Here is a 13,915-nt window from a genome sequence, read left to right on the forward strand (position 1 = left end):
GCGGACATGATGGATCGAACAAGAAAAATTCGCCTGATTTCCAACAGCTTTTACAATGCCGGGCTGGAACGGGCAAAGAGACGGGATTTAACAGGGGCGGTCGAGTATCTGAAAAAATGCCTGAACCTGAACAAGTATCATATTGATGCCAGAAATCTTCTCGGACTTATCTATTATGAGATGGGTGAGGTGTCGGAGGCGCTGGTGCAGTGGGTTATCAGCATGAACTTTAGGGAGCAGGATAACCGGGCTGATTATTATTTAGACCAGATTCAGCGCAAGCAGGATCGTTTGGATCAGGCGAGCGCGACGATTCAGAAATATAATCAGGCGCTTCTGCAGGCGCAGACCGGAAGCGACGATCTGGCGACCTTACAGCTTACAAGAGTTGTAGAAGCTAATCCGAGATTTGTAAAAGCACATCTTCTGTTGGCTCTTTTGCATATTAGTCATGAGGATTATACGAAAGCGGGCAAATCCCTGTATAAGGTACTCAAGATTGATAAAAACAATCCCAAGGCGAACTGGTATATGGAGATTGTTAAGGAACATACCGGCAAGGCGGATATCGAGCGGAGAAAGTTGAAAAACGCATTTTCCCACCGCCAGATGCAGGATGATGATGTCATTATGCCGCCGACGTACAAGGAGAATACGGGACTGCAGTCGGTACTCAATATCGGCGCTGGACTGCTTTTGGGCGCGGCAGTTATCTTTTTCCTGGTGATGCCAGCCAAGATTAAGCAGGCAAATAATGCACATACGCAGGAAATGCTCCAGTACAACGAGCAGCTCAATCAGAAAAATGAAGAGATTGACAGTTTAAATGAGAGCATTGAGACCTCGAAAAAGGACAAAGAAGAGGCGGAGAACAAGCTGGATACGATGCTCAACAGCAATGACAGCGTTCTGAACCAGTATGCGAAGCTCGTCAAAATGCTGCAGGCATACCGCAACAATAACCTGGCAGAGGCGGTTACCTATTATGAGGGCTTTGATCCGTCGTTATTTACGGACGAGACGGTCGTTTCCATTGCCAACGGGGTAAAGCAGGACATCGAGACAAACGGCTACCAGACGCTGGAGGATCTGGCATACACGATGTGGTCGGCAGGCCGTATGGCGGAAGCACTGGCAGATTACCAGACCTGTCTGGCGATCCGTCCGGCAAACCCGAAGGTTATCTTCAGCATGGGTATGATTTACCGGGCACAGGGCGAGACAGACAAGGCGGTCGAAATGTTTACGCAGATTGTGACCCAGTATGCGGATTCCGAGCAGGCGGACAAGGCAAGACAGCAGCTCGCCGAGCTTGCGCCGGATAACCAGCAGGCTGCAGTTCCAGGTCAGTCCATCATCAGTCAGGGAGAGACTGCGGCGGATGAAACGGCAGCAGGCAGCGGAGCGGAGACGCAGGCGGCGCAGTAAGTACAAATATAATACGACAGATAATTAAGAAGAAAAGCACTGTAAAGATAAAACTTTACGGTGCTTTTTGCTTTCCTAGGAAATCATGTCCTATGAAACAAAAAACGCTCCGTGAGGATGCGCACTCGCGCGAAGCAGAAACATGCTGCAAGCGACCGCGCGAGACGCCCGAATGTGCCAAGGCACATTCTTTTAGGCCTATAGGAAAAGGCCGCATAAAAAATCGAAAAAGGGGGAATCCTGATATGGAACGAAATATGTTTACATACGAAGCGATCGATTCGGCGCTGGTGATTCATCTGCCGAAGGAGGTAGATCATCATAACTGCCTGACACTCAAATATGAAACAGACCTGCTTCTGGCGGAAAATTATATTAACCGGATTATTTTTGATTTTTCAGGGACGGAATTTATGGATAGTTCCGGGATCGGTGTAATTCTCAACCGGTATAAGCAGATGGAGGGCAGCAGCGGCACGGTGGCGGTGTACGGGGCAGGCGAGCGGATGCGCCGGATTTTGCGGATCGGCGGCGTGTATCGTTTGGTGCAGTCGTACCGGACGAGAGAGGAGGCACTGGATGGGAGACATTAAAGGAGAGATGAATATGTATGCGGATGATATATCTGTATCAGAAACGGAAGTGAAAGGAAAACTTAAAAAAATAAAAGATTCAGAAGAATACAGAAAATTTAAACAGAATGAACAGAGACAAGCAGAGAAGAATGGCACGTGGATGCACCTGGAGATAGACAGCCATTCATCGAACGAGGAGTTTGCCCGTGTCACAGCGGCAGTCTTTATGAGCCGGATGAATCCGACGATGGAGGAGCTGGAGGATGTGAAAACGGCGGTCTCGGAGGCGGTGACAAATGCGGTGATTCATGGGTATAGCGATGAAATCGGAATTATTTACATAGAAGCGCGGATTGAGGGAGAAGAACTGATAATTTCGGTCCGGGATGAGGGAAAAGGAATCCTGGATGTGGAAAAGGCGATGGAGCCGATGTATACGACAGACACGACCGGCGAGCGCTCGGGGATGGGCTTTTCGTTTATGGAAGCGTTTATGGATGAGGTCGAGGTGGAGTCCAAGGTGGGCTGCGGAACGTGTGTGACGATGAAAAAGCGAATTGGAAGGGGATATATGAATAAAGAACAGGAAGAAAAAGAAACGGCGGAGTTCTATGGATAAAACCATCGAGCAGATCAAACGGGCACACCAGGGCGATAAGACGGCGCGGGAGGCGCTGGTAAAAGACAATCTGGGGCTTGTATGGAGCATCGTCCGCCGCTTTGCGGGGCGGGGGTGTGAGACGGAGGACTTATTTCAGATCGGAAGTATCGGGCTGTTGAAGGCGATTGATAAGTTTGATCTATCATATGAGGTGCGTTTTTCGACGTATGCGGTGCCGATGATTGCGGGGGAGATCAAACGTTTTCTCCGGGATGACGGTATCATCAAGGTCAGCCGTTCCATCAAAGAGCAAAACCAGCGGCTCCGGGCAGCGCGGGAAGCGCTCTGCACGGCGCTTGGGCGGGAGCCGACGCTGGAAGAGCTGGCGGCGCAGATTGGAGTGAGCTGTGAGGAAGCTGCCGCATCGATGGCGGCGGACAGTCCGGTTGAATCGCTCTCTGCACCAGCCAGCGCCGGGGAAGAAACTGGCCTTCTGCTTCAGGACCGGATTGCTGGGGAGACAGCGGAAAATGAGGTTCTGCTTGACCGGATGCTTTTGGGAGATTTACTGAAAATGCTCAATGGACGGCAGCGGGAGATCATTGTGCGGCACTATTTTTATGATCAGACACAGACTCAGATCGCGGCGCAGCTCGGCATTTCACAAGTACAGGTGTCGCGGATCGAGCGGAAAATATTAGGGCAGATGCGCGCAAAGCTGGAAGAAACATGAGAAAAAAGACAGGCTCATAATTCAGAATATATGAATGTGCATACTCCATTGAAAGACAGCCATACTACTGGATACAGGAACTTTTGGAGTTTCCAGAATACACAGGAAGGATGGAAAAAAATGACGGGAAATGTGAAAGTGACAATGAAAAAAAAGATGGGAATCTGTATCTGGGTCGGATGCATGATTCTGATTGTGGCAGCGCTCTGTCTCTGTCTGATGGCAGTGGGGCGGGACAGCGTCTACATTGACGGAACCTTCGTACAGCATTCCGGGGACAGCGCGGAGGCATTTTTGAGACCGGAGGCACAGACGGAGAAGGCAGCATTATGACACAGACGGTCTATCTGAAACTCAGCCAGATCACGCAGGTACATGAGAAAAATGTACCGCTTGCAAGCCTGGGAGAAGTTTATTGCAGTGAAAAAAGCGTGGAAAGCCGCTGCCGTGCGATGATCGTGAAGAGGATCCGCGGCGGCGGGAAACAGCGCGAAAGCCGTCTGGTTGGAAACGTCATGGAGATTATCCAGCAGATTGAACGGGAAATTCCGGGGACATCGGTGCAGAATCTGGGGGAGACGGATTATGTCATTCATTATCAGCCGCCGCACCGTCAGGCGCTTGTCTGGCAGTGGTGCAAGACGCTGTTCGTCTGCCTGATTTGCTTTTTCGGGGCGGCATTTGCGATCATGACATTCAACAACGATGCAAACGTGCTGGATGTATTCAAGAAAATATATGAGATCACGACGGGGCAGGCGTCGGACGGAACAACGGCGCTGGAGATCGGTTATTCGATCGGGCTTCCGGTGGGGATTTTGCTGTTTTTTAATCATTTTACTTCGTGGAAATTCAGTCTCGATCCGACGCCGCTGGAGGTAGAAATGCGCCTGTATGAGGAAAATGTCAATAAAACGCTGATTCAGAACGAGGAGCGGAAGGAGGATGACATCGATGTTTCTTAAAGAAGCGCTGCTTTTGCTGGCGGGGCTGGCGGCGGGAAGCACGGTGGCAGCGGGAGTCTACGCCTTTCTGGTGGTCATCGGCGTTTATCCGCGCCTGATTGGAAAGACGGCGACGGCGTCGAAGGGGAAAATCTTCTTGTATGAGACGATTATCGCGCTGGGAGGATTGTTTGGAAATGTGGTGGATTTATTTACAGAGAAGGTGAAACAGCTGACCGGGAGTTTTCTGAGAATAGCGTGGCCAGCGGCAATGACGGAGGCAGAGTTGTGGCAGAAGGCAGCAGAAGGCGGTGGCAGAACGGGAGCTGGTGCTGGATTTCTGGTGATGCTTGGAAATGTCTCCGGACAGCTGCTTCTAGCGGCTGCGGGACTTTCCTGTGGTATTTTTGTGGGCTGCCTCGTCATGTCGCTGGCAGAGACATTGAAAGCCCTGCCGGTGCTGAGCCGCCGCCTGCGTCTGGCAGTGGGGCTGCCATATCTGATTCTCGCGATTGCAGCGGGGAAATGTGCGGGTTCGCTGTATTATTTCTTACATGGAATTGGAAGACAGTAGAAGAGAGGAGAAACCATGGAAGCCAGAAAAGATCAATATGAAGCATATGTCAAATCGGTTACGCCCGTCCACAGTACATGGAAAAATGTGTTGATGGCGGGTATTTCCGGCGGGCTGATCTGCCTGGCGGCGCAGATCAGCACAAATTGTCTGGTTCAGACAGGCATGGAGGAGAAAACGGCGGCGCTCTGGACGATGCTGGGACTGATTCTGCTCAGCGTTATCCTGACAGGGGCAAATGTATTCCAGAGGCTGGCTCGTGTTTTTGGAGCTGGTGTGCTGGTTCCGATCACCGGATTCGCCAATTCAGTTGCATCCCCGGCGCTGGAATACAAGGCGGAAGGACAGGTGTTTGGTGTCGGATGCAAAATATTTACAATCGCGGGTCCGGTGATCCTGTATGGGATTCTGAGTTCGTGGGGATTAGGGGTTGTGTATTGGGGGTGGATGATGCTGACTCAATAATAAACGAGAAAAAGTCTCAATAATATAATAAGAATCTTTCTTGTTTTGTGAAAAATGAGGGTTTACAATCCGGAAATAAATACCTATAATAGCCATAGGGTAATCTGACCGTCTGAACAGCCAGATTCATTATAGAAAAAAGGAACCAGAGAGATGGACGTTTGCTAAGAAGGATAACCGCTTTCGTGACGAGGCGGCTGTCACAGATCAGACAGACCGAGCATGAATGTCTCAGCCGGTCCCGGAAATGGAGTGCTTTATGGCAGAAAAAGTGTTAGAAGTAAATCAGATAAAAGCAAATATAGAAGAAAAAGAGATCCTGCACGGCGTTGATTTGAGCGTCGGCGCAGGAGAGGTACATGTCCTGATGGGACCGAACGGCGCGGGCAAATCGACGCTCGGAAACGTCCTGATGGGAAACCCGCGATATCAGATCACGGGAGGTCAGATCTTATTTAAGGGTGAGGATATCACACATGAGTCCACGGACAAGCGTTCCAAAGCCGGTATGTTCCTGTCCTTCCAGGAGCCGCTGGAGGTACCGGGACTTTCGCTGGAAAGTTTCCTGCGGAGCGCGATGCGCCAGCAGACTGGCAAGAACTTAAAGATCTGGGAATTTCATAAACAGCTCAAAAAGGCGATGGACATTCTCCAGATGGATGAATCGTATGCACAGAGAAGCTTAAACGTGGGCTTTTCTGGTGGTGAGAAGAAAAAATCTGAGATTTTACAGCTGATGCTCTTAAATCCGAGCCTGGCAATCCTCGATGAGACAGACTCTGGTCTGGATGTTGATGCAGTCCGTCTGGTTTCTAAGGGTGTGGAAGAGTACCAGAAGAACCAGAACGGCGCGCTTCTTATTATCACGCACAGCACCCGGATTCTCGATGCACTGCATGTTGACTATACGCACATCATGTAGATGGAAAGATCGTGGCAACCGGTGACGGCTCCCTAGTTGATAAGATCAACCAGGAAGGCTACGAATCCTTTATCCGTGAGGCGGGTGTGGCAGACGCCCGGAACTAATCGTTACTGTTCGCAGGCAGGCATTTTTGGAATCGAGGTGCTGCAGGATAACGCGACAGTAATAACGAATCAGCACGGGTAATATGGAGGCATCAAACATGAAAGAAAAAACGTATGTAGATGACATTGATCGCAGCGTCTACGATATAAAAGACAAAGAAAATGACGCATATAAAGTAAAAGCGGGTCTGACCCCGGAGATCGTTGAGAAGATTTCTAAGGAGAAAAATGACCCGGCATGGATGCAGCAGTTCCGTCTGCAGTCCTTACAGATTTACAATTCCCTGCAGGTTCCGAACTGGGGACCGGATATCGAGGATCTGGACATGGACAACATCGTAACCTATGTCCGTCCGAAATCCAAGATGAGTGCCAAATGGTCAGAGGTTCCGAAGGACATCAAAGATACCTTTGAACGTCTGGGAATCCCGCAGGCGGAGCAGAAATCGCTGGCAGGCGTGGGCGCCCAGTATGACTCGGAGTTAGTATATCATAACGTGCGCGCAGAGGTAGCGGCGCAGGGCGTTGTCTACACCGATCTGGAGAGTGCGATGCACGGCGAATATGCGGAAATGATCCGGACGCATTTTATGCATCTGGTCAAACCGCAGGAACATAAGTTTGCAGCGCTGCACGGGGCGGTCTGGTCCGGCGGATCTTTTGTGTACGTGCCAAAGGGCGTGTCGGTTACGATCCCGCTTCAGTCCTATTTTCGACTCAATGCACCGGGAGCCGGACAGTTTGAACATACTCTGATCATCGTTGATGAGGGGGCATATCTGCATTTCATCGAGGGCTGTTCTGCGCCGAAATATAACGTAGCAAACCTGCATGCGGGCTGTGTTGAGCTGTACGTCGGCAAAAATGCGAAACTCCGCTATTCGACGATCGAGAACTGGTCGAAAAATATGTACAATTTGAACACCAAGCGCGCGATTGTGGAAGAGGGTGGCACGATCGAGTGGGTATCGGGTTCCTTTGGTTCCCATGTATCGTATCTGTACCCGATGAGTATTTTAAAGGGTGACGATTCAAAGATGGAATTTACCGGCATTACTTTTGCCGGAGAAGGTCAGAACCTCGATACCGGTGCGAAGGTAGTCCACACGGGCAAACGGACTTCTTCCTATATTAATACGAAATCTATTTCCAAGGACGGAGGTATCAGTACGTTCCGAAGCAGCGTGCAGATTGGAAAACAGGCATCCGGTTCTAAGGCATCGGTTTCCTGCCAGTCCCTGATGCTGGATGATATTTCACGTTCCGATACGGTCCCGGCGATGGATATCCGAACCCGCGACGCGAACGTCGGCCATGAGGCAAAGATTGGACGGATCAGCGACGAGGCTGTTTTCTATCTGATGTCACGCGGCATCAGCGAGGAGGACGCGCGCGCAATGATCGTCAGCGGATTTGCGGATGATGTATCGAAGGAGCTGCCGCTTGAGTACGCGGTTGAGATGAATAACCTGATTCAGCTTGAGATGAAAGGCAGTATCGGATAATAGATGGTTACTGTTTGCAGCGGGGATTTTGAAATAACAGATTCTGCTGCGGGGCATGCAAGTGCATGAATGGTAACGACAGGAGGAAACAATGGGACAGAAAGAAATGATAGTAAACATTCTTCCGACCCGAACCTGGAACCGGCTGGGAATGAACGAAAGCCAGATACAGATTGAGTGGCCGGAGGAAAGTGTTTTGATAAAACCGGAGCGCCTGGCAGCAGGTGTGACCTGGGAAAAAGAAATTTCCGGAAAAGAGTGGAATGAAATCCAGACCGGCATGGGACGCGAGTACGATGCGATGGCGGAGGAATGCGGAACGGCTGGCGCAAATAGAACGGACACTGTAAATGGAACGGTTGTTGCAGAAGAAAATGCCGGTGCGGGAAGTATCTACCGACTGACAGCGGAAGCGGCAGCTGTGCTGCAGAATGAAAATACAGAATGGACGGTTCTCTGCGTCGATTATAAAAACGGCAGTTACCAGAACCGCCTCTTTCTGGATGCAAAGGAAAACAGCCGCTTAAAGGTGCTGATCGTATTCCGCTCCGGGGAGGACGCACAGGGAACATCCTCGTTTCAGGTAAAGGTCCATGCGGAAAAGAATGCAAAGGTACAGCTTCAGGAAGTGCAGCTTCTCGGCGACAGATATACCTGCCTGAGTGATATCGGTGCGTCCTGCGGGGAAAATGCCACATTTGAGCTTTTGAAACTGGAGCTGGGCGCAGGCAAGGTCTACGCGGGCTGCCTGACCGAGCTGGAAGGAAAAAAGAGCGCATTTGACGCGAAGATCGGCTATTACACCAGTGTAAACCAGAAACTGGATATGAACTATACAGTACGCCACCGCGGTAAAAAGACAGAGAGCATGATGGAAGTTTCCGGCGTTTTGCAGGACGATTCCTCCAAGCTGTTCCGCGGAACGATCGATTTCGTGCCGGGATGCGCCGGGGCAAAGGGAACTGAGCGCGAGGATGTGCTGCTGCTCGGCGATGACATCGTAAACCAGACGATTCCGCTGATTCTGTGTGCGGAAGAAGATGTCGAAGGAAATCACGGCGCTTCGATGGGCGATCTGGACGATGCAACGCTGTTTTATCTGTGCTCCCGCGGACTGTCGAGAGAGGAAGCTGAGCGCATGGTAGCGCGGGCGAGAATCGACGCGCTGAATGAGCTGGTAGCTGACGAGGCAGTACAGAAGCAGGTTCAGGAGTTCATGAACCAGAAGCGATAATAAAATGAAAAAACTGTAAGTTGGCTGCGGTTTGTTTTTGCAGCAAGTATACAAACAAATATATAAGAAGGAACAGAACATGACAGATTACAAGAAAGATTTTCCCCTGCTTGCGGGTTCGGATATCGCATATCTGGACAATGCGGCAACGGCACAGCGCCCGGAGGCGGTATTAAAGGCAGTGGAAGATTTCTATACAAAGAAAAATGCCAATCCGCTCCGCGGGCTCTATGAGCTGGGAATCGAGGCGACGGAGGCATATGAAGCGGCAAGAGAGCGCGTGCGGGAATTTATCAATGCTGGAAAGACGAGCGAGGTCGTGTTTACACGCAACAGCACCGAGAGCCTGAATTTGATCGCGTACAGTTATGGTTTAACCAGTCTGAAAGCAGGCGATGAGATCTTAATCAGCATTGATAACCACCACAGCAATATCCTGCCGTGGCAGATGGTATCCAGACAGACAGGCGCGAAGCTCGTTTATCTGGAATGTCAGCCGGATGGTTCCTACCGGGATGAGGATATGGAAGCCCTGGTGACAGAAAAGACAAAGATCGCAGCGATGCCGCAGATTTCCAATGTCCTTGGCCGCAGAAATCCGGTAGAGAAGCTGACGAAACTGGTGCATGAAAAAGGCGGTGTCATCGTCATCGATGCGGCACAGAGCGCCCCGCATATTCCGGTGGATGTGCAGGCACTGGATGCAGATTTCCTTGTATTTTCCGGTCACAAGCTGATGGCACCGATGGGAATCGGCGTCCTGTACGGAAAAGAGACCCTTCTGGATGCGATGCCGCCGTTCCTGACGGGCGGCGAGATGATCGATTCGGTCAGCCGGGAATCCGCAGTCTTTGCCGAACTGCCGCACAAATTCGAAGCCGGTACCGTCAATGGCGGCGGTGCGGTCGGCTTACAGGCGGCGATCGATTATCTGATGAACGTCGGATTTGACGAGGTGCGGAAGCGTGAGGAGCTGCTGACAACACGGGCAATGACGGCGATGCAGCAGATTCCGGGCGTTCATATCCAGGGAAGTGATAAGCCGGAAGAGCACAACGGAATTATCAGCTTTACCGTGGACGGCGTACATCCGCACGATATCGCGTCGATTCTGGATGCCGCAAATGTCAATGTGCGCGCAGGCCACCATTGCGCCCAGCCGCTTTTAAAACATCTGGGTGTGTTTGCAACAGCGCGTGCCAGCTTTGCGTTCTACAATACGGAGGAGGACATCGACCGTTTTGTCCAGAACCTGAAAGAAATCCGGAGGAAAATGGGATATGGAGAATAGAACCTTTTACAATGAAATACTGACGGATCACAATCTGCATCCGTTACATAAAGAAAAGCTGCCGGATGCCAATCTGGTATTAGAGGGCGTCAATCCGAGCTGTGGAGATGACATCATTCTTCAGCTGAAGGTCGAAGATGGACAGGTGGTAGACGGTGCTTTTGAGGGAAGCGGCTGCGCAATCTCCCAGGCATCCGCTGATATCATGCTGGATCTGATCATCGGAAAATCCGAAGAGGAAGCACGCCATCTGGCGGATCTGTTCCTGCGGATGATCAAGGGCGAGGCAGGCGAGAACGAGATCGAAGAACTCGAGGAAGCCGGTGCCCTGGTCGATGTTTCCCATATGCCGGCGCGTGTCAAATGCGCGGTGCTGGGATGGCATACGATGGAAGAGATGCTGGATAAGGAAAACGAGAAATAAGAGAGAAGATAAAAAGAAACGGGAGCTATTCTTTTGGGAGTGTCAGGGCGGGACGTACCATTTCCGCTCTGATGGTCTATATACCTGAAATAGTCTGGAAAAGAAAGAAAAGTCAGATGTGTTGGTGAAAATATGTACAAAAATAGATTGGCAAAAACAAAACACGTATAGAGAAAATAGCAAAAAAAAGCCGATCTAGATGCGTGTTTCGTATAAAATATCCAAAAGATTGACGGCATATTTACAAAAACAAACAAAGATGTTAAAATAATGATAAAAAGGATGCAGATGGCGATGTACATACGGATGGCGTACAGCTGAATCCTGTGGCTGGAGGTATGAGAGATGCCAAATTTTTCATATAAAGCGCTGGGACGGGATGGAAAAGAAGTCCGGGGAGTGCTCCAGGCTGAGAGTGAAGCGGCAGCCGCTTCCAGAATCCGGGAAAACTATCCGATTCTTCTGAGCATCAGTCAGAAGAAAGAGAAGAAAAGACCTGATGACGGCAGTCTCCTGGAGATGGAGATCGGAAGCAGGCGGATCAAGACGAAGAAGCTGGCGATCCTGTGTTCACAGTTTGCGATCACGCTTCATTCGGGCATGACAGTGGCACGCGCGATGCGTATGCTGGCAGATCAGAATGAGGACAAGCGGATCCGGAAGATCATGGGGGCTGCGGCAGAGGAAGTAGCTGCCGGAAGTACCGTTGCGTCGGCGCTGGAAAAGTATAGCGACCGTTTTCCGCTCACGTTTATCGAGACGATCCGGGCAGGCGAGCAGTCTGGTACGCTGGAACGATCCTTTGACCGGCTTCAGAAGTTTTATGAGAAATCCTACAAGACGACGGAGAAGATCAAGGGAGCGATGACGTATCCTTTGTTTGTCGTTGCGGTTGCGGTGGTTGTCCTGATTATCGTCATGGCGAAGGTTATCCCGACACTGGCAGATGTATTTACTGATCTGGGCGGTACGCTGCCGCTGATGACGCGGATGCTGATCGCGACTTCCCATTTCTTCGCGAAGTGGTGGCTGCTGATGCTGGCGGTGCTGGCGTTTTTGAAGATTGGTTCGCAGGTCTACGGCAATACGCCGCAGGGGCGGATTCAGAAAGCAAAGATCGCGTTATCCCTTCCACTTGTGGGCGCGATCAACCAGATGAACGGCGCAGCGCAGTTTGCCAATACAATGTCGGTGCTTCTGGCAGCGGGTATCACGATCAATCAGGCGGTTGACACGACGGCGAAGGTCATGGACAATGCACTTCTGAGCGAGGATGTTCGCTCCATGCGCGAAGGAATCGAGCGGGGACGCAGTCTGGTGGAATGTCTGCAGGGAAAGAAATATTTCCCGCCGACGATGGTCGATATGTGTTCCGTCGGAGAAGAAACCGGTGAGCTCGAGGAGACACTGGACAATGTTGCCGATTATTACGCCAATGAGGCGGATTATCGAATTCAGCGGCTTCTGGCACTGCTGGAACCGACGATGCTGGTGGTGCTTGCGATTTTTGCGGGTATCATTGTAGTGTCGATTTATCTGCCTATCTTTACGATGTACGATCTGATGTAAGAGTGATTGACTGCACACATGTGAAATGTGATACGGCAGAGGCTGGATGGCGCAGAGGAAATTCTCTGTTCATTAATAAAATACTATACAATAAGGAGATTGATTTTATGAAGGGCTTAATCAAGAAAGTTCGTGAGAACAAAAAAGGTTTCACACTGGCTGAGCTGCTGGTGGTTGTTGCAATCGTGGGCATCCTGGTTGCAATCTCGATTCCGGTATTTACGGCACAGCTGAGCAAGGCTAGAAAGGCTACGAATCAGGCGAACCTGAGAGCTGCGAAGGCGGCAGCGGTTGCTCAGTATATGACAGATGAGATGGATACAAATGCAAATGACGTTATTTATAATTATGATTTAGCGACAGGTACTGTTGAGAAAATTAATACTACAACGGACGGTGTAACTGTGGCAGTAATAGATACTGAAGACGGCAGTGTACAGTATAAAACAATTAATGTAAAAGTAGAAAAGAAATCCGGAGCATCGGGTACAATTAATGGTGCAGAAATTACATTATATGCGAAATAATAGAGTATAAGTAACTGTTCAGCAGGTTCGCGCATTTACTGCGCTGACCGTACGAAAACATGGATCAGCAGTCTAAAATCCCATTGCCGTAGGAAATTTTTAATGGATTTTTGCGCGTGACTGTGAAGGTGATGAAACAGTTACGAGTATAAGTAAAAACCACATACGTGGCAAAATGGATGGGGTTTCCCATCCATTTTTGCTAAATGCGCCTGCCAGAGCTTTCATTTGTGGTGGTACACCTGACTGCCAGGCGCATGAAGGTTTAGAATGAAAGTGATGTTCACATCAGAAATTTTTCAGGATTGAAAAATCCATTCATTGTCAGATACATAAGCGTGACCTGCAACGCACGAATCAAAACAAAGTCAGCAGGTCATTTTGATAAAAAGTGGGTGAGCAAATGAAAAAGAACCAACACGGTTTCACACTGGCAGAACTTCTGGTGGTGATAGCGATCGTAGGGATTCTGGTGGCGATCAGTATTCCGATTTTTACGGCACAGCGGAAAAAAGCGGTCATCGTAGCCAATCAGGCGAATGTCCGTGCGGCGAAGGCAGCGGCCGTGGCGATGCTGTATGGAAGCAAGGAAAGCCTGGAACGTTACGAGAACCAGCCGCGGAAGCAATACCGCTATTACCGGTACAATGTAAAAGAAGGAAAAATTGTCTGTCAGGCAGAGGGAGAGAACGCGCACATTGAGTATGCACAGGGAAGTGGAACAAAGAAGGTAAATGACCTGGGGCAGGAATACCGGAAGACGGCGATGGAAGCCAAGACACCGTGTACAGATATTCTGGTGTACATCGGAAATCCGGCGGCTAATCCATATGCGAATACGTCTCCGCTTCAGACCGCTCCTTTCTATGAGGGAAATGAAGTTGGGGGAACCGACCAGAATCCATTTGGTCCGAAGCCGGGATTTGGTGCCAAGTAAAAGAAATGAAAGTGGGCGTTTTAAGATAAAGATAGCGTTTTACATATCTTGGAAGATATAAAACATTGGGGATTTACAA

The 13,915-nt window shown here is 50.1% G+C and carries 15 protein-coding genes and 1 pseudogene; all 16 read left to right on the forward strand.

Features of this window, described 5'->3' with window-relative positions; genetic code table 11:
• Positions 1 to 6: 6 nt before the first annotated feature.
• The 16 genes and pseudogenes from DW085_RS00265 (at position 7) to DW085_RS00340 (ending at position 13,836) form a co-directional block, all read left to right on the forward strand.
• On the forward strand, positions 7 to 1,428 hold the full coding sequence (locus DW085_RS00265; RefSeq protein ID WP_243021992.1) for a tetratricopeptide repeat protein: 1,422 nt from the start codon (positions 7 to 9) through the stop codon (positions 1,426 to 1,428).
• A gap of 245 nt (positions 1,429 to 1,673) precedes the next feature.
• Entirely contained in the window at positions 1,674 to 2,021 is a 348-nt protein-coding gene (locus tag DW085_RS00270) for an anti-sigma factor antagonist (RefSeq protein ID WP_022358681.1), read from the forward strand.
• A 142-nt stretch (positions 2,022 to 2,163) separates the two neighbouring features.
• On the forward strand, positions 2,164 to 2,622 hold the full coding sequence (spoIIAB, locus tag DW085_RS00275) for an anti-sigma F factor (protein WP_182430738.1): 459 nt from the start codon (positions 2,164 to 2,166) through the stop codon (positions 2,620 to 2,622).
• Positions 2,615 to 3,337 (forward strand): SigB/SigF/SigG family RNA polymerase sigma factor, encoded by a 723-nt coding sequence (locus DW085_RS00280; protein ID WP_118468787.1) that lies wholly within the window; start codon positions 2,615 to 2,617, stop codon positions 3,335 to 3,337. Before spoIIAB ends, DW085_RS00280 begins: the two co-directional genes overlap by 8 nt.
• Before the next feature lie 120 nt (positions 3,338 to 3,457).
• Complete coding sequence (locus DW085_RS00285) at positions 3,458 to 3,670, forward strand: hypothetical protein (protein WP_022358678.1); 213 nt, start codon at positions 3,458 to 3,460, stop codon at positions 3,668 to 3,670.
• Positions 3,667 to 4,302, forward strand: coding sequence for a stage V sporulation protein AA (locus DW085_RS00290; protein WP_118468785.1), 636 nt, complete (start codon positions 3,667 to 3,669; stop codon positions 4,300 to 4,302). The genes DW085_RS00285 and DW085_RS00290 overlap by 4 nt, the downstream gene beginning before the upstream one ends.
• Positions 4,292 to 4,855: a stage V sporulation protein AB gene (locus DW085_RS00295; RefSeq protein WP_118468783.1), complete on the forward strand. Its 564-nt coding sequence runs from the start codon at positions 4,292 to 4,294 to the stop codon at positions 4,853 to 4,855. Before DW085_RS00290 ends, DW085_RS00295 begins: the two co-directional genes overlap by 11 nt.
• Positions 4,856 to 4,870: 15 nt before the next feature.
• Positions 4,871 to 5,320: a SpoVA/SpoVAEb family sporulation membrane protein gene (locus DW085_RS00300; protein WP_107000055.1), complete on the forward strand. Its 450-nt coding sequence runs from the start codon at positions 4,871 to 4,873 to the stop codon at positions 5,318 to 5,320.
• A 259-nt stretch (positions 5,321 to 5,579) separates the two neighbouring features.
• Positions 5,580 to 6,349: pseudogene (gene sufC, locus DW085_RS00305) on the forward strand (Fe-S cluster assembly ATPase SufC).
• A gap of 98 nt (positions 6,350 to 6,447) precedes the next feature.
• Positions 6,448 to 7,854: a Fe-S cluster assembly protein SufB gene (gene sufB, locus DW085_RS00310; RefSeq protein WP_118490616.1), complete on the forward strand. Its 1,407-nt coding sequence runs from the start codon at positions 6,448 to 6,450 to the stop codon at positions 7,852 to 7,854.
• Between the two features lie 91 nt (positions 7,855 to 7,945).
• A complete protein-coding gene (locus tag DW085_RS00315; RefSeq protein WP_118490618.1) occupies positions 7,946 to 9,088 on the forward strand; it encodes a SufD family Fe-S cluster assembly protein in 1,143 nt (380 codons plus the stop codon).
• A 79-nt stretch (positions 9,089 to 9,167) separates the two neighbouring features.
• A complete protein-coding gene (locus DW085_RS00320; protein WP_107000052.1) occupies positions 9,168 to 10,379 on the forward strand; it encodes a SufS family cysteine desulfurase in 1,212 nt (403 codons plus the stop codon).
• Positions 10,369 to 10,803, forward strand: coding sequence for a Fe-S cluster assembly sulfur transfer protein SufU (gene sufU, locus DW085_RS00325; protein ID WP_107000051.1), 435 nt, complete (start codon positions 10,369 to 10,371; stop codon positions 10,801 to 10,803). The genes DW085_RS00320 and sufU overlap by 11 nt, the downstream gene beginning before the upstream one ends.
• Positions 10,804 to 11,148: 345 nt before the next feature.
• Positions 11,149 to 12,372, forward strand: coding sequence for a type II secretion system F family protein (locus DW085_RS00330; RefSeq protein WP_118490620.1), 1,224 nt, complete (start codon positions 11,149 to 11,151; stop codon positions 12,370 to 12,372).
• A gap of 107 nt (positions 12,373 to 12,479) precedes the next feature.
• Positions 12,480 to 12,899, forward strand: a complete 420-nt coding sequence (locus DW085_RS00335) for a prepilin-type N-terminal cleavage/methylation domain-containing protein (RefSeq protein ID WP_118490622.1) — start codon at positions 12,480 to 12,482, stop codon at positions 12,897 to 12,899.
• Positions 12,900 to 13,302: 403 nt separating this feature from the next.
• Positions 13,303 to 13,836 (forward strand): type II secretion system protein, encoded by a 534-nt coding sequence (locus DW085_RS00340; RefSeq protein WP_118490624.1) that lies wholly within the window; start codon positions 13,303 to 13,305, stop codon positions 13,834 to 13,836.
• Positions 13,837 to 13,915: the final 79 nt, after the last annotated feature.

Origin of the sequence: Clostridium sp. AF50-3 (assembly GCF_003477445.1) — a bacterium.
GTDB classification, from domain to species: Bacteria; Bacillota; Clostridia; order Lachnospirales; family Lachnospiraceae; genus Otoolea; species Otoolea fessa.

Coding starts and splice junctions, on each gene's coding strand:
- DW085_RS00265 (WP_243021992.1), top strand. CDS start 7: ATGATGGATCGAACAAGAAAAATTCGCCTGATTTCCAACAGCTTTTAC.
- DW085_RS00270 (WP_022358681.1), top strand. CDS start 1,674: ATGGAACGAAATATGTTTACATACGAAGCGATCGATTCGGCGCTGGTG.
- spoIIAB (WP_182430738.1), top strand. CDS start 2,164: ATGCACCTGGAGATAGACAGCCATTCATCGAACGAGGAGTTTGCCCGT.
- DW085_RS00280 (WP_118468787.1), top strand. CDS start 2,615: ATGGATAAAACCATCGAGCAGATCAAACGGGCACACCAGGGCGATAAG.
- DW085_RS00285 (WP_022358678.1), top strand. CDS start 3,458: ATGACGGGAAATGTGAAAGTGACAATGAAAAAAAAGATGGGAATCTGT.
- DW085_RS00290 (WP_118468785.1), top strand. CDS start 3,667: ATGACACAGACGGTCTATCTGAAACTCAGCCAGATCACGCAGGTACAT.
- DW085_RS00295 (WP_118468783.1), top strand. CDS start 4,292: ATGTTTCTTAAAGAAGCGCTGCTTTTGCTGGCGGGGCTGGCGGCGGGA.
- DW085_RS00300 (WP_107000055.1), top strand. CDS start 4,871: ATGGAAGCCAGAAAAGATCAATATGAAGCATATGTCAAATCGGTTACG.
- sufB (WP_118490616.1), top strand. CDS start 6,448: ATGAAAGAAAAAACGTATGTAGATGACATTGATCGCAGCGTCTACGAT.
- DW085_RS00315 (WP_118490618.1), top strand. CDS start 7,946: ATGGGACAGAAAGAAATGATAGTAAACATTCTTCCGACCCGAACCTGG.
- DW085_RS00320 (WP_107000052.1), top strand. CDS start 9,168: ATGACAGATTACAAGAAAGATTTTCCCCTGCTTGCGGGTTCGGATATC.
- sufU (WP_107000051.1), top strand. CDS start 10,369: ATGGAGAATAGAACCTTTTACAATGAAATACTGACGGATCACAATCTG.
- DW085_RS00330 (WP_118490620.1), top strand. CDS start 11,149: ATGCCAAATTTTTCATATAAAGCGCTGGGACGGGATGGAAAAGAAGTC.
- DW085_RS00335 (WP_118490622.1), top strand. CDS start 12,480: ATGAAGGGCTTAATCAAGAAAGTTCGTGAGAACAAAAAAGGTTTCACA.
- DW085_RS00340 (WP_118490624.1), top strand. CDS start 13,303: ATGAAAAAGAACCAACACGGTTTCACACTGGCAGAACTTCTGGTGGTG.